Raw genomic sequence first — 18,363 nt, forward strand, 5'->3', positions numbered from 1 at the left:
GAGCAGACATGACCCCCGACCCCACCCTTCCCTCACCCCCGCCGGGTTGCCCGGCCCACGGCAGCGGACTGCGGGTCCCGCTGTACGGACCGGAGTACGCGGCCGATCCGCAGGCGTACTACGCGTACATGCGGCACTATGGGCCGACCGCGCCGGTCGAGATCGCGCCCGGTGTCGACGCGACCCTCGTCACCGACCACGCGACCGCGCTGAAGCTGCTGCAGGACCCTGCCAACTTCCGCAAGGACGCACGCCGTTGGCGGGACGTCGCCGAGGGCAAGGTCGGCCCGGACAGCCCGGTCGTCCCGATGCTGGGCTACCGTCCCAACGCGATGTTCACCGACGGCGCCGAGCACGCGCGGCTCCGGCAGGCGATCACCGACAGCCTGGCCAAGGTCGACTCCCGCCGGATCAGCGACATGACCAAGCGGGCCTCCGACTACCTCCTCGCCCAGGTCTCCGGCCGCGGTTCCATCGACCTGATGAACGACTACGTCAAGCAGTTGCCGCTGCTCGTGTTCAACGAGCTCTTCGGCTGCCCGGCGGACATCGGCGACCGGGTCGTCTTCGGCATCTCCGGAGTCTTCGAGGGCGTCAACGCCGAGAAGGCGAACCAGGTGCTGGGCCAGGCCGTGTTCGAACTGGTGGCACTCAAGCGCGCCCGCCCGGCCGACGACGTCACCTCGTACCTGATGCGGCACGAGGCGCGCCTGACCGACGAGGAACTGGTCCACCAGCTGATCCTGCTCCTCGGCGCGGGCGCCGAGCCGCTGCGCAACCTCATCGGCAACACCCTGCACCGGCTGCTCCTGCACGACCGGTACGCCGACGGCGGGCTGATCGAGGAGGCCATCGACGACACGCTGTGGGAGAACCCGCCCATGGCGAACTACGCGCCGCACTACCCCGCGGCCGACATGGAGTTCGGCGGTACCAAGCTGCGGGCGGGCGACCTCGTCCTCGTCAGCATGACGGCCGCCAACACCGACCCGGCACTCGTGGCGGCCGGTCAGACCGGCGGCAGGCGGGCCCACCTGTCCTGGAGCGCCGGCCCGCACGCCTGCCCCTCCAAGGAACTCGCCCGGCTCGTCACCATGGTGGCCATCGAGAACCTGCTGAACCGCCTGCACGACATCGAACTCGCGGTCCCCGAGGACAGCCTGACCTGGCGTCCGGGCCCCTTCCACCGCGCACTGGCCGCGCTTCCCTGCCGCTTCACCCCGCAGGTCGTCCAGCGCCCGAACCCGCCCCGCGCGACGGAGCCCTCCGCACGCGAGGAGAACGCCCCGGCGGGCCGGAAGGCGGAGCGTGGCGTGTGGGGCTCCTTCCTGCAGTGGTTGAAGGGGTGACGCAGACAACAGTCTGTGGCGGCCGGTACTGCATGAGTGTTCAACCAAAGGGGTAGTAACGCGGCGGCATTCGTGGTGACCATTGAACAAAGGGAGGTGTCGTGGACCACATATCCATCGGCGCCGCTTCTGCTCGACATCCGGATCTGATCCGCCGCTCCCTGCGAGACATCGACTTACACCGCGCGGAGACCAGGGGCGTGACCCGCCACCAGTCGCCGCGACACGAGATACCCGCCCAGGCCGGCGGGTATCTTTCTGTGTCCCCGCACACCCTCCGCCGCCGGGGCGCGTCGGCCGGGCCCGCGTACTGCGAGCAGCGGCGGGAGACGTGGTGAGGCCCCTCGGGTCCGGCTCCGGGGAGATCCCCGGGGACCGGACGCTCGGCGCTCTGGTGTCCGGCCAACTGCTGCGGCTGTGCGAGGAATCGGGGCTCGGCCGCGACGACGCGCGGAACTACGCGCGTCTACTGACCGATTCACTGGGGGCGGTGGCCGAACGGCCCCTGAACCTGCCGCCCCCGTCCCTCAGTTTCCTGTCCGACGACTCCACCCCGGTGGAGTTCTCGCTCTCCCTCACACCGGACGCGCCCCCGGCGATCAGGGTGCTGCTGGAACCGGGATGCGGGGCCGGCGGTCTGCGGGACAACGGCCTCGAAGGTCTGCGCGCCGTCCGTGCGATGGCACGGCGCTGGGGCTTCGCCACCGACCAACTCGACGTGCTGGAGGACCTGTTCCTCCCCGCCGACCCGCAGGGCCTCCTGGCGCTGTGGATCGCGCTGGAGCTGCGTCCCGGTGGCGTCCCCAAGATCAAGGTGTATCTGAACCCGTCGGCGTCCGGCGAGGAACGGGCCGCCGAGACGGTGCGGACGGCCCTGGACCGGCTGGGCCACCGGCACGCCTTCGACACGCTGCCGCCGGCCGACGGCTATCCGTTCTTCGCGCTCGACCTGGGGGACTGGGCGGCACCCCGCGTGAAGATCTACACCGCTCACCGCGACCTGGCGGTGAGGGACGTCGGCGGGTTGTGCCGGATGGAATCCGGCCCCGACCGTACGACGTTGGAGGAGTTCCTCCGCATGGCGGGCGGCTTCGAAGAGGGAGGGGACGGCTCCGGGGCCCGGCCGGAGGCCCGGTTCGACCGGCGGCCGGTCCTGTCCTGCCATTCCTTCACCCGGACGACCGGAGGGCCCACCGGTTTCACCCTCCATGTCCCGGTCAGGGACTACGCCCGCGACGACGCGGAGGCACTGCGCCGGGCCGGGGCCGTCCTCGGCCGCCACGGGATCGACCCCGGCGCGCTCGACCGGCCGCTGGCCGCCGTCACCGGACGCCCGCTGACGGACGGGGTGGGGCTCGTCGCGTACGTGGCACTCGCCCACGAGCAGCGCAAACCGGCCCGGGTGACCGCGTACATCTCCTCGGAGGCCTACGCGGTCCGCCCGCCGAACGGACGCCCGTACAACGATCACGAACCATTCAGCACCACGTCAGGAGCAAGAACCCCTATGGAGCCCTACCGCATCAAGGTCGTCGAGCCCATCGCGCTCACCACGCGGGAACAGCGCGAGGCGGCGCTGGAACGGGTGCACTACAACCTCTTCGACCTGCGCGCCGAGGAGGTGACCATCGACCTGCTCAGCGACTCGGGCACCGGCGCCATCTCGGCCGCTCAGCTGGCCGCGGGCATGGAGGGCGACGAGTCGTACGCGGGCTCGCGCTCCTTCTACCGCTTCCACGAGACCGTGACGGAACTGACCGGTTACCGGCACATCCTGCCCGCGCATCAAGGGCGCGCCGCCGAACGCATCCTGTTCAACACGCTCCTGGAGCCGGGCGGCATCGTCCTGGCCAACACGCACTTCGACACGACCCGGGCCAACGTCGAGCTTTCCGGGTGTCAGGCCCATGACATCCCGTGCGCGGAGGCCCGTGACCTGGACAGCGAAGTGCCCTTCAAGGGCAACATCGACCTGGACAGACTCCGGCAGACGCTGGAGGGACCGGACGGCTCCCGGGTCCGCGTGGTGATCATGACGATCACCAACAACGGCGGCGGAGGCCAGCCGGTCTCCATGGAGAACCTGAAACAGACCGCCGAGATCTGCCGCCGGCACGGCGTCCCGATGATCCTGGACGCCGCCAGGTTCGCCGAGAACGCCTGGCTGGTGACCCGTCACGAGGAGGCCTACCGGGGCCACACCCCGCGCCAGGTCGCCGAAGAAGCGTTCCGTCTCGCCGACGGCTGTGTGATGAGCGCCAAGAAGGACGGCATCGTCCACATCGGCGGCTTCATCGGGCTCAACGACCCCGAACTCGCCGAGAAGTGCGAGCGCCTCCTCATCGCCACCGAGGGCTTCGCCACCTACGGCGGTCTCGCCGGCCGCGACCTCGACATGATGGCCACCGGCCTGCTGGAGGTCACCGAGCCCGCCTACCTCGCCGAGCGCGCCGACGTCGCCTCCCATCTCGCCGACCGTGTCCGCGCGGCGGGCGTCGACCTGCTCGAACCCCCGGGCCTGCACGCCCTCTACCTCAACGCGGGCCGTCTGCTGCCGCACATACCGCCCCACCACTACCCGGGCCACGCCCTCGCCTGCCGCCTCTACCTCGAAGGCGGCATCCGCTCGGCCGAGCTCGGCTCCCTCTACCTCGGCGAGGAGGACGAGGACGGCAACCCCGTCAAGAGCGCCCCGTACGAACTGGTCCGGCTCGCGCTCCCGCGCCGGGTCTACACCCGCAGCCACTACGACCACGTCGGCAGGACCCTGGAACGCATCGCCAAGGAGAGTGAGTCCGTCCACGGCTACCGCATCGTCGAGCAGTCCCCGATCCTGCGGCACTTCCGCGCCAAACTGCAGCCGGTGACCGGCTGAGCCGACGGTGGTCGCCCCGCGCCGTGCGGGGCGACCACCGCCCGGCCACCGGGCGTCAGGCGTCGTAGATGTGGAAACCGCGTCCGCTCTTGCGGCCGAGGTGGCCGGCGGCGACCATGCGGCGCAGGAGGGCGGGAGGCGCGTACAGCGGCTCCTTGAACTCCTCGTACATCGACTCCGCCACGGACTGCGCCGTGTCGAGGCCGATGAGGTCGAGCAGGCGCAACGGCCCCATGGGGTGGGCGCATCCGAGCTCCATGCCCCGGTCGATGTCCTCCGGCCGCGCGGCGCCCGACTCCACCATCCGTACCGCGCTGAGAAGGTAGGGCACCAGGAGGGCGTTGACGACGAAGCCGGAGCGGTCGGGCGCCTGGATGGCCTGTTTGCCCAACTGCTCGGCCAGGCCGCGGGTGCGCCGCACGGTGTCCGCGCCGGTGGTCAGAGCGGGAATGAGCTCGACCAACCGCTGTACGGGCACGGGGTTGAAGAAGTGCATGCCGATGACCTGCGCGGGTCGCTCGGTGACGACGGCGAGATCGACGACCGGGATCGAGGAGGTGTTGGTGGCCAGGACCGCCGAGGGGTCCTCGACCGCCTTGTCCAGGGCGCGCAGGACGTCACTCTTGATGTCGCGGTTCTCGGCGACGGCCTCGATGACGAACTGACGGTCGGCCATGTCGCCGAGGTCATGGGTGAAGGACAGCCGGGCGAGGGCCTGGTCTCGCTGCTCCTCGCCGAGCTTGCCGCGCCGTACGCCTCGGTCCAGGGAGGCGGTGAGCCGGCGGCGGCCCGCCGCGAGCGCGTCCGGCGTGGCCTCGGCCACACGGACGTCGATGCCGACGCGGGCGGCGACTTCGGCGATGCCGGAGCCCATGAGGCCGCATCCGACGACGCCGAGGCGGGTGACGGGATCCATCTGAGGTCCTCTCTGATGAGCCGCTACGTGGTCCACGGGCCGGATCACACGTTGCGGCGGTACTGGCCGCCGACCTCGAAGAAAGCCTCGGTGATCTGCTGGAGTGAGCAGACCCTGGCGGCGTCCATGAGGACGGCGAAGACGTTGCGGCCGTCCATGGCCGCGTCCTTGAGCGCGGTCAGGGCCGTGTGGGCGTCGTCGCGATGGCGGGACTGGCAGGCGCGCACGCGTCGCAGCTGGGACTGCTTCTCGTCCTCGGTCGCGCGCGCCAGCTCGATGGCGCCCGGCCCGGCCGTGTCGGCGTGATCGTTGCGGAAGGTGTTGACGCCGATGACGGGCAGGCTGCCGTCGTGCTTGCGCTGCTCGTAGAGCATCGACTCGTCCTGGATACGGCCCCTCTGGTAGCCGGTCTCCATGGCGCCGAGGACACCGCCGCGCTCGCTGATCCGCTCGAACTCCAGGAGCACCGCTTCCTCGACCAGGTCGGTGAGCTCGTCGATGACGAACGACCCCTGCAGCGGGTTCTCGTTCATGGCCAGGCCCCACTCCCGGTTGATGATCAGCTGGATGGCCAGGGCCCTGCGGACCGAGTCCTCGGTGGGGGTGGTGACCGCCTCGTCGTAGGCGTTGGTGTGCAGGCTGTTGCAGTTGTCGTAGATCGCGATGAGCGCCTGCAGTGTCGTGCGGATGTCGTTGAAGTTCATCTCCTGGGCGTGCAGGGAGCGGCCGGAGGTCTGCACGTGGTACTTCAGCTTCTGGGAGCGCTCGTTGGCCCCGTACCTGTCCTTCATCGCGACGGCCCAGATACGGCGGGCGACCCGGCCGAGGACGGAGTACTCGGGGTCCATGCCGTTGGAGAAGAAGAACGACAGGTTCGGGGCGAAGTCGTCGACGTGCATGCCGCGGGCGAGATAGGCCTCGACGTAGGTGAACCCGTTGGCCAGGGTGAACGCCAGCTGGCTGATGGGGTTCGCCCCGGCTTCGGCGATGTGGTAGCCGGAGATCGACACCGAGTAGAAGTTGCGGACCCGGTTCGTGATGAACCACTCCTGGATGTCGGCCATCATCCGCAGCGAGAACTCGGTGGAGAACAGGCAGGTGTTCTGGCCCTGGTCCTCCTTGAGGATGTCGGCCTGCACCGTGCCGCGTACGTTCGCCAGCGCGTGCGCGCGCAGTTCGGCCGCCTCGTCCGGCGACGGATCGCGGCCCTCGGCGACGCGGAATTTCTCGGTCTGCTGGTCGACGACGGTGTTGAGGAAGAAGGCCAGGATGGTCGGCGCGGGTCCGTTGATGGTCATGGAGACCGATGTGGTCGGAGCGACGAGGTCGAAGCCGTCGTAGAGGGCCTTCATGTCGTCCAGCGTGGCCACCGACACACCGGAGGTGCCGACCTTGCCGTAGATGTCGGGACGTTCGTCCGGGTCGCGGCCGTAGAGCGTCACCGAGTCGAAGGCGGTCGACAGCCGGGTGGCCGGCTGCCCCTCGGAGAGCAGCTTGAACCGGCGGTTGGTGCGGAACGGGTCGCCCTCGCCGGCGAACATCCGCGCCGGGTCCTCGCCGTCGCGCTTGAAGGGGAACACCCCGGCCGTGAAGGGGAAGTGGCCCGGCAGGTTCTCCCGGCGCCAGAACCGCACGAGCTCCCCGTGGTCGGAGAACCGGGGCAGGGCGACGCGAGGGATCTTGTTCCCCGACAGGGACTCGCGGGTCAGCCGGGTGCGGATCTCCCTGTCCCGGACCTTCACCACCTGCTCGTCGCCGGAGTAGGAGGCGATGACGGCGGGCCATGCGCCGATCTGCTCCCTGATGTCGTGCGGGAGCCGCTTGACGGCGTCGTCGAGCAGTGCCCGGACGTTCCCCGCGTCGGAGCCCGCCTCGACGAGCTCGGCCTCGACCGCCTCCAGTCGCTGCACCCGCCGGGCCGCCTCGGCCAGCCTTCCGGTGTCCGCGTGGTACGTGCGGACGGTGTCGGTGATCTCGGCGAGATAGCGCACCCGGTCGGCGGGCACCACCTGGCGGATGCCCGAGGAGTGGCGCACGTCGGCCGGTGCCAGCGCGCCCTCGGACAGCGGCAGCCCCTTGCCGGCCAGGTCGGTCCGCAGGTGCTGGTAGAGGGCGGTGACTCCGTCGTCGTTGAAGGTCGCCGCCGAGGTGCCGTACACCGGCATGTCCTCGGGCCGCTTGTCGAACGCCTCCCGGTTGCGCACCAGTTGGCGGCCCACGTCACGCAGGGCGTCCTTGGCGCCGCGCCGCTCGAACTTGTTGATCGCCACGACGTCGGCGAAGTCGAGCATGTCGATCTTCTCCAGCTGCGAGGCGGCACCGAACTCCGGCGTCATCACGTACAGCGAGGTGTCCACGAACGGCACGATCGCCGCGTCGCCCTGGCCGATGCCCGGCGTCTCGACGATCACCAGGTCGAATCCGGCGGCCTTCACGACGTCGATGACGTCGGACAGGTGCTCGGGCAGCTCGTGGCTGCCGCGGGTGGCCAGACTCCGGAAGAACACCCGGTCGCCGTCCAGGGAGTTCATCCGGATCCGGTCACCGAGCAGCGCGCCGCCGCCACGGCGACGGGTCGGGTCGACCGCGATCACCGCGGTCCGCAGCTTGTCCCGCTGGTCGACGCGGAAGCGGCGCACCAACTCGTCGGTCAGTGAGGACTTGCCCGAGCCGCCGGTACCGGTGATGCCCAGCACCGGTACGACCCGGGACGCGGCGGCGGCCCGCACCCGCTCCAGGAAGTCGGGCGGAAGCTTGCCCAGTTCGGCGCCGGTGATGGCGCGGGCGATCGCGAACCGGTCACCGGCGAGCACGGCGGCCGCGTCGGCCGGCCTGTCGTCCCAGAGGTCGAAGTCGCAGTCCCGCACCACCGAGTTGACCATCCCGGCCAGGCCCATCCGCTGCCCGTCCTCCGGGGAGAAGATGGTCACCCCGCTCCCGCGCAACCGGGCGATCTCGGCGGGCACGATGACGCCGCCTCCGCCGCCCACCACGCGGATGTGCCCCGCTCCCTGCGCCCGCAGCGACTCGACCAGGTACTCGAAGTACTCGACGTGTCCGCCCTGGTAGGAGGAGACCGCCACACCGTGCGCGTCCTCCTCCAGCGCCGCGTCCACGACCTCGCGCACCGACCGGTTGTGTCCGAGGTGGATCACCTCGGCGCCCTGGGACTGGAGGATCCGCCGCATGATGTTGATCGAGGCGTCGTGCCCGTCGAACAGGGCCGAAGCGGTGACCAGACGGACGGGGTGCACCGGTCGATGCTGATCGCTCATGAGGGCCTTCCGGGGCAGGGTGGAGTGCTGCAGGACGAAAGCGGTACGAAGAAATACTAGGACGTCCTAGTAAATTGCCGGGGGTGATCGCTGTCACAGATCGAGGACGAGCCGGGGCCCGCACGAGCGGGAGACGCAGATGAGCATGGTGTCCCCGGCGGCCCGCTCCTCCTCGGTCAGCAGCGCGTCCCGGTGGTCGGGCGTGCCGTCGAGCACGTCGGTCTCGCACGTGCCGCAGGTGCCTTCCCGGCAGGAGAAGTCGACCGCGACGCCGGCTTTTTCCAGGGTTTCGAGCACCGAGCGGTCCGGGGGCACGGTGAGGGTGAGCCCGGAGCGGGCGAGTTCCAGCTCGAAGGCCGCGGCCGGGGCGGCTTCGTCCGCCGGTGCCGACGGGGCGAACCGTTCGACGCCCAGGGCGCCGGGCGGCCAGCCCGCGCACCGCTCCCGCACCGCCCGCAGCAGCGGTTCGGGACCGCAGGCGTGCACGAGGGTGTTCTCCTCGGGCTCGCCGAGGTGGGCGGCGAGATCCAGCAGACCGTATTCGTCCTGCGGACGGATGAGCACGCGGTCCCCGTACGGGGCGAGGCGGTCCAGGAACGCCATCGAGGTGCGGGTGCGGCCGCCGTACAGCAGACGCCAGTCGGCCCCCGCGGCCTCCGCGGCCTCGACCATGGGGAGGATGGGCGTGATGCCGACGCCGCCGGCGATGAACAGATGGCGTGCGGCGGGCCGCAGCGGGAAGTTGTTCCGTGGTCCGCGGACCCGCACGGTGTCGCCTTCGCCCAGGTGGTCGTGGATGTACGCGGAGCCTCCGCGCCCCTGTGGCTCGCGCAGCACGGCGATCTGCCACGCCTCGCGTTCGGCCGGGTGCCCGCACAGGGAGTACTGACGGATCAGACCGCCGTGGCCGTCACCGTCGCCGGACCTGCCGTTCTCGCTGTTGTCGCTGTTCTCGCTGTTCAGGAATACGTCGACATGGGCGCCCGGCGTCCAGGAGGCCAGCGGACCGCCGTCGGGGCGGCGAAGGGTGAGGCAGACCACGCCGTCGGCGGCGATGGTGCGGCTCGCCACGGTGAGGGTCGTGTCGATCGGGGGCAGTCGGTCGTTCATGGGAGTCGGCTCCGGGTCTCAGGCGGGTGTCGGTACGTGCAGCAACAGCGCGTCGCCCTGGCCGCCGCCCCCGCACAGGGCCGCCGCTCCGCTGCCGCCTCCGCGCCTGCGCAGTTGCGCCGCGAGAGTCAGCACCAGCCGGGCGCCGGTCATGCCGACCGGGTGCCCGAGCGCGATCGCTCCGCCGCCCACGTTCACCTTGTCCAGGGGGATGTCCAGCTCCCGCAGCGAAGCCAGGGCCACTCCCGCGAACGCCTCGTTGATCTCGAACAGGTCCAGGTCGGCGGCCTTCAGCCGGCCGTCCCGGGACAGGGCGTCGCGGACCGCGCCGGCCGGCTGGACCAGGAGCGAGGGATCCGGGCCCGCGACCGTGCCGTAGGCGCCGATCTCGGCGAGCGGCGTCAGGCCCTCCCACCGGGCGCGTTCCGCGCTCATCACGACGACGGCCGCGGCGCCGTCGGAGAGCTGGGACGAGTTGCCCGCCGTGATGGTGCCCGCGCCGGAGAAGGCCGGCCGCAGGCGCCCGAGCCCCTCGGCGGTGCTCCCGGGCCGTACGCCCTCGTCGGTGTCCACCACCGTCTCTCCCCGGCGTCCGGTCACGACGACCGGGGTGATCTCCTCGGACAACGCGCCCGACTCCTGCGCGAGGGCGGCTCTTCGGTGGGACAGCGCGCTGTACTCGTCCTGCTCCTCGCGGGTCAGGGCGAACGGCTGCTGGTAGCGCTCGGTGGCCGCGCCCATGGAGACGCCGTCGAAGGCGCAGACGAGAGCGTCGCGGTCGAGGGCGTCCTCCACCGCCGTCGAACCGTACTTCCAGCCGGTGCGGGCTCCGCGCAGCAGGTGCGGGGCGCCGGACATGGACTCCATGCCACCGGCGACGACGACCTCATGACGTCCGGAGGTGATCATGAGGTCGGCCAGGGCGATGGCGTGCAGACCGGACAGGCAGAGCTTGTTGACGGTGCTCGCGGGGACGGAGAACGGGATGCCGGCGCGGATCGCGGCCTGCCGGGCCGAGTTGGGTCCGGCCCCCGCCTGCACGACATGGCCCATGACGACGGCCTCCACGGCCGCCGGATCCAGGTGGGCGGCGGACAGGGCCGCGCCGATGGCGTGGGCGCCGAGGTCGACCGCGGACAGGGGGCTCAGGGTGCCCATCAGTCTGCCGATGGGTGTCCTGGTTCCGGCGACGATGACGGATCCGGGCATGGCGGGACCTCCTTGGGTGGGTCAGAGGGATCCGGCGGCCGCGTCGACGGCGCGCTCGGCGATCAGGTGGGCCGTCTCGTTGACCGAGTGCAGGACGAGGCGTCCGCCCGGCATCCGCCGCACGCGGCTGACCGAGGTGTAGCCGGGGTGGAACCAGAACATCGTGGGCAGGCCGAGCATCGTCGCGAGATACGTGTTGATGATTCCGCCGTGGCACACGGCGGCGACCCGCTCGCCGGGGTGCGCGTCGAGAATGGTGTCCATGGCGCGTACGGCACGCGCGCGGAAGGCGTCCCAGTCCAGGTCCGGTACGAAGTCCTCGTACCGTCCCTCGGAGAGCGCCACCGACCGGGGGTCGTCCCGCTGTATCTGCTCGGGCGGCGTGTAGGGGTGCGAGACGTCGGTGTCCCACTCCCGCAGGTCGTCCAGGACGGTGGCGGTCATGCCGGTGAGCCGTTCCAGGGGCGCCACGGTCTCGCGGGCGCGCCGGAACGGACTGGAGTAGAGGGCGTCGAGGTGCTCGTGCGCGAGCCAGGCGGCGGCGCGCTCGGCCTGGGCCGTGCCCTCGGGCGAGAGCCCCGGGTCGAACACGCCTGCCATCGGGAGGCCGTGCCGGACGAGGAGAAGTTCGGTCATGGGTGATCCTTCGTGCGGGAGAAGGCGGGAGAAGGCGGGAGAGCGGGAAGGTCGGGAAGGGGGAGGCGGGCCGGCCGGAAGGCGACGGGGCGGGCATGCTCAGCCGGCGATGGTCCGCTCCGAGCCCCAGTAGGGGCGGCGCATCGCGCGTTTGTCGAGCTTGCCCATGGCGTTGCGCAGGAGTTCGGGGACGAACTCGTAGGACTTCGGGCATTTGTAGGCGGCGAGGCGTTCGCGGCAGAACAGGTCCAGCTCAGCGGTCGGCGGCTCGTCGGCCGCCACCACGACCAGGGCCCGCAGGGACTCACCGAAGTCCGGGTCCGGCACGCCGATGACCGCGACCTCGGCGACCGCCGGGTGCTGCCGCAGCACCGCCTCGCTCTCCGCCGGGTAGAGGTTGACCCCGCCGGAGACGACGACGTCGGCGGCGCGGTCGGTGATGAAGATGTAGCCGTCCGCGTCGACGAAGCCGATGTCGCCGAGTGTGAAGACGCCGGGGGAGAGGTAGGCGGACCTGGTCTTGTCCGGGTCCGCGTGATAGCGCACGCCCTGGTCCTCGGGCGCCCGGAAGGCGAGCAGCCCGTGCTCGCCGGGCGGCAGCACCCGGCCGTCGTCACCGGTGACCAGCACCTCGAACGGGGACCGGACGCGTCCGACGGATCCCGGGTGGGCCAGCCATTCGGTGCTGCTGATGCGCGCCACGGTTCCCGCCTCGCTCGCGCCGTACGACTCCGTCAGCACCGGACCGAACCAGTCGATCATGGCTCGCTTCACGTCCGGTGGACACGCGGAGCCGGTGTGGGAGACCTGCCGGAGGCTGGAGACGTCGTACCGGGCGCGGACCTCGTCCGGAAGGGCGAGCAGCCGTTGGAAGTGGGTGGGCACCATCACCGTCGAGGAGACCCCCCACCTCTGCACCCGGTGGAGGAACGCCTCCGCGCCGAACCTGCCCAGGACGACCACCGGCTGCCCCGCCGCCAGGTGCCGCAGCGAGGTCAGCGGCGCGTTGTGCTGCAGCGGGCCGCACACCAGGTGGGGTCCCGGAGGGAACCCGGGCCGGGCGGACACCGCGGCGAGGTAGGCGGAGGCGTCGGCGACCGGGCCGCTCACCCAGCGCACCTCGGTGCCGCGCGCCCGTCCGGTGGTGCCCGAGGTGTAGACGAGCGGAGGCCGGGCGGGCCGGTCCGTGGGAAGGGCGCGTCCGGCGGGTGCGGCCGCCAGCCACAGGTCCCAGTCGAAGGCGTGCCCGACCGGCGCGGTCCCGTGCGTCACCAGCGGCAGGCCCAGTTCCCGTGCCGCGTCGAGGGCGGCGCCCGCGCCGGCGGGCCCGGCGATGATCCCGGTCACACCCGCGTCGATGATCTGGTCGACGAGCTCCCCCGACGTGAGGTTCCGGGACGTGGCCACGGTCCCGACCCCGGCCCGCAGGCCGGCGAGATGGGCCACCAGCGTCGGGATCGCGTTGTCGCCGAGGACGGCGATCCGGTCGTCGGGGCCGGGCGCGAACTCCAGCATCCGGGCCGCCGCTCGCGCGACCTGGTCGACGAGTCCGGACCAGCACAGCACGTTCAGGTCGTCCGCGAGGGCGGGTTCGTCCGGTGTCTCCTGGGCGCGGTGGTCGAGTGGCAGCAGCGACATGGCTCCTCCGGCGGCTCCTCGGTCCTCTCCCGATTCGAGGAGAGGACGGATGTCGAGACTGTAGCGTTTATCAAGAAAGTGCGGAACACTCTGATCCCAGACGGAGCCATTACCGCATGCTCGAACCGTGAGTGCGGCCCACGCTCCACTCCCTCTTACTCAATCTTTCGTCTGGTAAGTGCCCGAGGAGGAGCCATGTCACAGCCCGATCCGGACGCCTGGCGCACACAGGTCCGGCAGTGGCTGGCCACCGTGCTCGAACCGGCGCGGACGCCGCAGTCCGCCGGAGCGGCCGCCGACCTCGCCGTGTTCCACAACCTCCCGGAGGACGAGGAACGCCTGCTGCTGGAACGCTGCCGCGCCTACCAGCGCGCCCGCTTCGACGCCGGCTACCAGGCGCTGACGCTCCCCGCGGACAAGGGCGGCGCGGGTCTGACCGCCGCCCACGCGGCGGTCTTCGCCCAGGAGGAGTCCGCCTTCGAGGTGCCGCCGTCCACCGAGCTGATCAGCGTCACCGTGCGCCTGGTCGCGATGGCCGTCTCCCTGTTCGGCACGGCCGAGCAGCGCGACCACTACGCACGCGCCTTCCTGCGCACCGACCTGCTGGCCTGCCAGCTCTTCAGCGAGCCCGCCGCCGGATCCGACCTCGCCGCCCTGCGCACCCGCGCTCGGGCGGAAGGCGACGACTGGGTGGTCGACGGCCAGAAGGTGTGGACCTCGGGCGCCCAGTTCGCCGACTACGGTCTGCTGCTCGCCCGCACCGACCCGGACGTCGTCAAACAGGCCGGCATCACCGCCTTCCTGGTCCCGTTGGACGCGCCCGGCGTCGAGGTGCGGCCCATCCGTCAGATGAGTGGCGGCGCCTCCTTCAACGAGGTCTTCCTGACCGGCGTACGCGTCCCGGACCGGCTCCGGATCGGGCGACCGGGCCAGGGCTGGGAGGTCGCCACCGCCACCCTCGCCTTCGAGCGGACCGCCTCCGGCAGCGGCAACCGCCGCAAGGGCGGCACCTTTCCGGACGTCCTCGCCCTCGCCCGCTCCCTCGGCCGCAGCGGGGACCCGCTGGTCCGCCAGCGCCTCGCCGACCTGTACGTACGTACCGCTCTGAGAGCGGCGACCGTCGACCGGGTCGCCAGGACGAGCGCCGCCGGCGGCCGGCCGGGCCCGGAGGCGTCGTTGACCAAACTCATGGCCTCCGAGCTCATGACCCGTACGGGACAGGTCGCCGCCGAGCTGATGGGAGCGCGGATCAGCGCCGACACCGGGGAACCGGGCGCCTTCGCCTGGACCCAGCACCTGCTCGGTGCCCCCGGCTACCGGCTGGCCGGAGGCACCGACCAGATCCAGCGCAACCTGATCGGCGAGCGCGTGCTGAAGCTGCCGCCGGAGCCGCGGGCGGACCGGGCGCCCTTCTCGCAGCTGCCCGGTGACTGAGGTGACCGAGGTGACCGAGGGGTCTGTCCCGGTGGCTGCGAGACCGGGATTCGTTCGCACAATCACAAAGGAGTGACATCGATGGATCTGGGACTGACGGGCGCGAAGGCGCTGGTGACCGGGGCGAGCCGGGGAATCGGCCGGGCTGTCGCCGCCACCCTGGCGGCCGAGGGCTGCTCGCTGGCGCTGTGCGCCCGCGGCGAGGAGGGGCTGGCCAAGGCCGCCGCCGAACTGCGGGCCGAGGGGGCCACCGTGTTCGCGGAGGCGGTGGATGTCACCGACCCGGCCGCCCTCGCGGGCTTCGTGGAGCGGTCGGCCGCCGAACTCGGTGGCCTGGACCTGCTGGTGTCCAACGTGTCGGCGGGCAACGTGAAGGGCCCCGAGTCGTGGGAGGCCAGCCTGCGCGGCGACCTGATCCCGTTCGCGGGACTCGTCGAGGCGGCGCTGCCGCACCTGGAGGCCTCCGACCGGGCCGCGGTCGTGGCCATCGGCACCACCAACGCCTCCGACACCGCGCGTCCGGCCGGAGCGAACTCCTACTCCGCGCTCAAGGCGGCCGTCGTCCAGCACGCCTCGGCCCTCGCGCACGCCCTCGCCCCGAAGGGCATCCGCGTCAACACCGTCTCGCCCGGCCCGATCGACTTCCCCGGCGGCGCCTGGGAGACCATCCGCACCAGCCGCCCCGAGGTGTACGAGGAGGTCCTCGCCAAGCTGCCGATCGGCCGTTACGGCACCGCGGAGGACGTGGCCGCGGCGGTGGCGTTCCTGCTCGGGCGGACCGGCTCCTTCTGTGTCGGGGTCAACCTCGTGGTGGACGGCGGGCTGCTCACCCGCGTCCAGTACTGAGCCGTGGCGGGCCCGGCCGGCCGCCTGGACGCCGTACTGGTCTGCGGCGGCCGATGGCACGACTTCGACCACGCGCGACTGCGGCTGCTGGAACTGCTCGGTGAGCATCCGCGCGTGCGCACCACGGTGTACCAGGACTACGACTGCGAGGCCGCCCTCGACGAGGCCGACCTGCTGGTCACCTACACCTGCGACGTCCGGCCCCGCCCGGCCCAGCGGGCCGCCCTGGCGCGGTTCGTCGAGCGGGGCGGGCGCTGGCTCGCCCTGCACGGCACCAACGCGGTGATCGAGCCGTCGAAGGGCGCCGGGCCGCGGGTGTTCACCACGCCACGGCTCCTCGGCGAACTGGCGCAGGTGCTCGGCAGCCAGTTCCTGGCCCACCCGCCGATCGAGCCGTACCAGGTGCGGGTGACCCGGCCCGACCATCCGCTGGTCGCCGGGATCGGGCCGTTCACGGTCACCGACGAGCTGTACGTGTGCGAGCTGCACGGGGAGCTGGAGGTACTGCTGCACGCCGAGTACACGGGACCGTGCCGCGGCTTCGCCGAGGGCGACTCGGCGGCTCTCGACGACGCGCCCCGCCCGGTGCTGTACCTCAAGCGCCACGGCCGGGGCGAGGTCTGCTACTTCACCCTCGGCCACTGCCGGGGGCGCTACGACGTGCAGGACCTCGGCGTGGACGACACGGGGCGTGTGGACCCGGGCCCCTGGCGGACACCGGAGTTCCTGACGGTGCTGAGGCGGTGCGTGGAGTGGACGGTAGGTGTGCGGGGGGCGGCGGGTGGTTGAGCGCGGCGGGGGCGGCCGGAGGATTCCGCCCCCGCCGCCCCTACCTGTTCCCATCCCTGGGGCCCTGCGTCCCCAGACCCCCGCTCCGGCCCTGAACGGGCCTTGTTCTCACACGCCGGTCGGGCTGAGTGGGCCGTGCGGCAGTACCACCGCGCGGCCGCTGATCTCCCCGGCGTGCAGACGCTCGTACGCCTCGGGTGCCTGGTCGAGCGTGAAGGTCTCGACGTGCGAGGACACCAGACCCTGTCGCGCGAGCTCCAGGACCTCCATGAGTTCCGTCCGACTGCCCCAGTAGGGGAAGGCGGCCGACACCTCGAACGGCAGCCCGCCGCCGAAGCCGACGGCCAGCGTGCCGCCGCCGAGGCCGACGACGGTGACATCCCCCTCCACCGCCACCGACGCGGCGGCCACCGCCAGGGTCGCCTCGGCTCCCACGAAGTCCAGGACGACCTCCGCTCCCGTACCGCCGGTGAGTTCCCGCAGCCGCGCGGCCGCCTCGCCGTCGGAGAACAGTGCCTCATGGGCGCCGACCTCGCGTGCCAGCTCCAGCTTCTCCGTGCTCACGTCGAGGGCGACCACCCGGGCCGGGGTCAGCGCGCGCAACAGCTGCACGGCGAGATGTCCCAGACCGCCCACGCCGATCACCACCGCCGTGCTGCCGGGCAGCAGCTTCGGCAGTGATCTGCGGATCGCGTGGTACGGGGTCAGCCCGGCGTCGGTGAGGGGCGCGGCCTGGACGGGGTCGACCCCGTCCAGCGGAATCAGGTGGCGGACCGAGTCCACCAGCATGTACTCCGCCAGGGCCCCGGGCCGGCCGAGACCCGGCGGCAGGATGCCGAGCCCGGCGGCGTACGCGCAGCAGTTCTCCTTGCCCTCGGCGCACTTGTGACAGCGCCCGCAGCCCCACGGCCCGTACACCGCCACCGCCTCGCCCTCCACCACGGCGGTCACTCCGGCGCCCACCGCCGCCACCGTCCCGACACCCTCGTGACCGAGCGTCATCGGCAGCGCGTAGGGGAACTGGTCCTCGGGCCAGCCCATCACCGCCAGGTCGGAGTGGCACAGCCCCGCCGCCGTCACCTTCAGCAGCACCTGGCCCGGGCCGGGTTCCGGCACCGGAACCTCCACCACCTCGGGGGCGTGCCCCACCCGTCGGTACTGGACCGCTTTCATCGTCGGACCTCCTCGCTGGTGGGTTCCTCCTGACGGGCCCCCGTCCGGCGGCGCAGAACGGCGGGCAGGGCGACCCTGCCACCCGTGAGGACCAGCGCCACGATGAGGACCGAGCCGGTGAACAGGCTCGCGGCCCACTGCGCGCTGGTGGCGAGCCCGAGTCCGGTGATGCCGGTGCCGAGCAGGAGGACCGCGAGGACCGTGCCCCAGGCGTTGAAGCGGCCCGCCCGCAACTGGGTCGCCCCGACGAACGCGGCGGCGTACGCCGCCAGCAGGTACGGCGTGCCCGCGGTGGGCGAGCCGGAGCCGACCGAGGACGCGAAGACGACGCCGGCGAAGCCGGAGAGCAGCGCGGAGGCCACCAGGGTCAGGAAGCGCAGCCGGTCCGTGCGCACCCCCTGAAGCCGGGCGGCGTCCGCGTTGAAACCGGTCGCGTACAACCGGCGCCCGGTGGCGGTGTGTTCCAGCAGGAACCAGATGGCGACGGCGGCGAGCAGCAGATACAGGACCGGCAGCGTGATACCGCCCGCGTCCAGCTGGGCGATGCTCGCGAACGGCTCGGCGAGCAGCTGCACACCGGTGATCGAGCTGTCGTTGGTGACCATGGTGATCAGGGACTGGATCAGCGCGCCGGTGGCCAGGGTGGCGATGAACGAGTCGACGCGCAGGACCACCACCACGATGCCGTTGACGACCCCGATCAGCAGCGCGACGGTCATCGCCAGGGCGATGGCCGTGCCGGGACCGAGCCCGGCGGAGACCATGAAATAGGCGGTCAGCACGCTGGTGAGCGACATGGTGTAGGCGATCGAGAGGTCGAAGACCCGTGCGGCCAGCGGCGGTACGACGCTGAGGGCCACCAGGCCCGCCACGGCGTTGCCGTTCAGCACCTGCTTGACCGTGATGGCGGTCGGGAACGTGTCCGGCGCCCACACGGAGAAGAGCACGACGATGACCAGCCACACGTACACGGCGCCGATGTTCCGGAACGACAGGGCGGCCACCGCCCGTCGGACCGCTGTCCCCGGTACGGACACCATGGATCTCTCCGGTGCGGACGGCGGGAGCCCCGCCGCCCGGGTCGGGGTGGACGTCATGTCACTCGGTTCCTTC

13 protein-coding genes are annotated in these 18,363 nt (G+C 71.7%); 5 read left to right on the forward strand and 8 right to left on the reverse strand.

Annotated elements, in window-relative coordinates:
- The first annotated feature begins 8 nt into the window (after positions 1-8).
- A complete protein-coding gene (locus ACZ9QC_RS36890) occupies positions 9-1,349 on the forward strand; it encodes a cytochrome P450 (protein WP_472917053.1) in 1,341 nt (446 codons plus the stop codon).
- Between the two features lie 334 nt (positions 1,350-1,683).
- Positions 1,684-4,224 carry a tryptophanase gene (locus ACZ9QC_RS36895; RefSeq protein WP_472917054.1) on the forward strand — a complete coding sequence of 847 codons (2,541 nt, stop codon included), beginning with the start codon at positions 1,684-1,686 and terminating at the stop codon, positions 4,222-4,224.
- 55 nt (positions 4,225-4,279) lie between these two features.
- Here the strand turns inward: ACZ9QC_RS36895 and ACZ9QC_RS36900 are convergent, their stop codons facing one another.
- The 6 genes from ACZ9QC_RS36900 to ACZ9QC_RS36925 form a co-directional block, all read right to left on the reverse strand.
- Positions 4,280-5,140, reverse strand: coding sequence for a 3-hydroxybutyryl-CoA dehydrogenase (locus tag ACZ9QC_RS36900; protein WP_472917055.1), 861 nt, complete (start codon positions 5,138-5,140; stop codon positions 4,280-4,282).
- A 44-nt stretch (positions 5,141-5,184) separates the two neighbouring features.
- Positions 5,185-8,415 (reverse strand): fused isobutyryl-CoA mutase/GTPase IcmF, encoded by a 3,231-nt coding sequence (gene icmF / locus ACZ9QC_RS36905; protein ID WP_472917056.1) that lies wholly within the window; start codon positions 8,413-8,415, stop codon positions 5,185-5,187.
- A 93-nt stretch (positions 8,416-8,508) separates the two neighbouring features.
- On the reverse strand, positions 8,509-9,525 hold the full coding sequence (locus ACZ9QC_RS36910) for a PDR/VanB family oxidoreductase (protein ID WP_472917057.1): 1,017 nt from the start codon (positions 9,523-9,525) through the stop codon (positions 8,509-8,511).
- Between the two features lie 18 nt (positions 9,526-9,543).
- Positions 9,544-10,734, reverse strand: coding sequence for an acetyl-CoA C-acyltransferase (locus ACZ9QC_RS36915; protein WP_472917058.1), 1,191 nt, complete (start codon positions 10,732-10,734; stop codon positions 9,544-9,546).
- A gap of 21 nt (positions 10,735-10,755) precedes the next feature.
- Entirely contained in the window at positions 10,756-11,370 is a 615-nt protein-coding gene (locus ACZ9QC_RS36920; protein WP_472917059.1) for a histidine phosphatase family protein, read from the reverse strand.
- A 99-nt stretch (positions 11,371-11,469) separates the two neighbouring features.
- The gene (locus ACZ9QC_RS36925; RefSeq protein ID WP_472917060.1) at positions 11,470-13,008 is read right to left on the reverse strand and encodes an AMP-binding protein; all 1,539 of its coding nucleotides are present in this window, start codon (positions 13,006-13,008) and stop codon (positions 11,470-11,472) included.
- 195 nt (positions 13,009-13,203) lie between these two features.
- Here ACZ9QC_RS36925 and ACZ9QC_RS36930 point away from each other — a divergent pair, with 195 nt between their 5' ends.
- The 3 genes from ACZ9QC_RS36930 to ACZ9QC_RS36940 all read left to right on the forward strand — a co-directional run bounded on the left by ACZ9QC_RS36930 (position 13,204) and on the right by ACZ9QC_RS36940 (position 16,077).
- On the forward strand, positions 13,204-14,442 hold the full coding sequence (locus ACZ9QC_RS36930) for an acyl-CoA dehydrogenase family protein (protein WP_472917061.1): 1,239 nt from the start codon (positions 13,204-13,206) through the stop codon (positions 14,440-14,442).
- Positions 14,443-14,523: 81 nt separating this feature from the next.
- Positions 14,524-15,288: an SDR family NAD(P)-dependent oxidoreductase gene (locus ACZ9QC_RS36935; RefSeq protein WP_472917062.1), complete on the forward strand. Its 765-nt coding sequence runs from the start codon at positions 14,524-14,526 to the stop codon at positions 15,286-15,288.
- Positions 15,289-15,291: 3 nt separating this feature from the next.
- A complete protein-coding gene (locus tag ACZ9QC_RS36940; RefSeq protein ID WP_472917063.1) occupies positions 15,292-16,077 on the forward strand; it encodes a ThuA domain-containing protein in 786 nt (261 codons plus the stop codon).
- 108 nt (positions 16,078-16,185) lie between these two features.
- Here the strand turns inward: ACZ9QC_RS36940 and ACZ9QC_RS36945 are convergent, their stop codons facing one another.
- On the reverse strand, positions 16,186-17,250 hold the full coding sequence (locus ACZ9QC_RS36945) for an NAD(P)-dependent alcohol dehydrogenase (protein WP_472917064.1): 1,065 nt from the start codon (positions 17,248-17,250) through the stop codon (positions 16,186-16,188).
- Complete coding sequence (locus ACZ9QC_RS36950) at positions 17,247-18,347, reverse strand: ABC transporter permease (protein ID WP_472917065.1); 1,101 nt, start codon at positions 18,345-18,347, stop codon at positions 17,247-17,249. The genes ACZ9QC_RS36945 and ACZ9QC_RS36950 overlap by 4 nt, the downstream gene beginning before the upstream one ends.
- Between the last annotated feature and the right edge of the window lie 16 nt (positions 18,348-18,363).

This window comes from Streptomyces sp. HUAS MS02, assembly GCF_055702265.1.

Coding starts and splice junctions, on each gene's coding strand:
- ACZ9QC_RS36890 (WP_472917053.1), top strand. CDS start 9: ATGACCCCCGACCCCACCCTTCCCTCACCCCCGCCGGGTTGCCCGGCC.
- ACZ9QC_RS36900 (WP_472917055.1), bottom strand. CDS start 5,140: ATGGATCCCGTCACCCGCCTCGGCGTCGTCGGATGCGGCCTCATGGGC.
- icmF (WP_472917056.1), bottom strand. CDS start 8,415: ATGAGCGATCAGCATCGACCGGTGCACCCCGTCCGTCTGGTCACCGCT.
- ACZ9QC_RS36910 (WP_472917057.1), bottom strand. CDS start 9,525: ATGAACGACCGACTGCCCCCGATCGACACGACCCTCACCGTGGCGAGC.
- ACZ9QC_RS36915 (WP_472917058.1), bottom strand. CDS start 10,734: ATGCCCGGATCCGTCATCGTCGCCGGAACCAGGACACCCATCGGCAGA.
- ACZ9QC_RS36920 (WP_472917059.1), bottom strand. CDS start 11,370: ATGACCGAACTTCTCCTCGTCCGGCACGGCCTCCCGATGGCAGGCGTG.
- ACZ9QC_RS36925 (WP_472917060.1), bottom strand. CDS start 13,008: ATGTCGCTGCTGCCACTCGACCACCGCGCCCAGGAGACACCGGACGAA.
- ACZ9QC_RS36930 (WP_472917061.1), top strand. CDS start 13,204: ATGTCACAGCCCGATCCGGACGCCTGGCGCACACAGGTCCGGCAGTGG.
- ACZ9QC_RS36935 (WP_472917062.1), top strand. CDS start 14,524: ATGGATCTGGGACTGACGGGCGCGAAGGCGCTGGTGACCGGGGCGAGC.
- ACZ9QC_RS36945 (WP_472917064.1), bottom strand. CDS start 17,250: ATGAAAGCGGTCCAGTACCGACGGGTGGGGCACGCCCCCGAGGTGGTG.
- ACZ9QC_RS36950 (WP_472917065.1), bottom strand. CDS start 18,347: ATGACGTCCACCCCGACCCGGGCGGCGGGGCTCCCGCCGTCCGCACCG.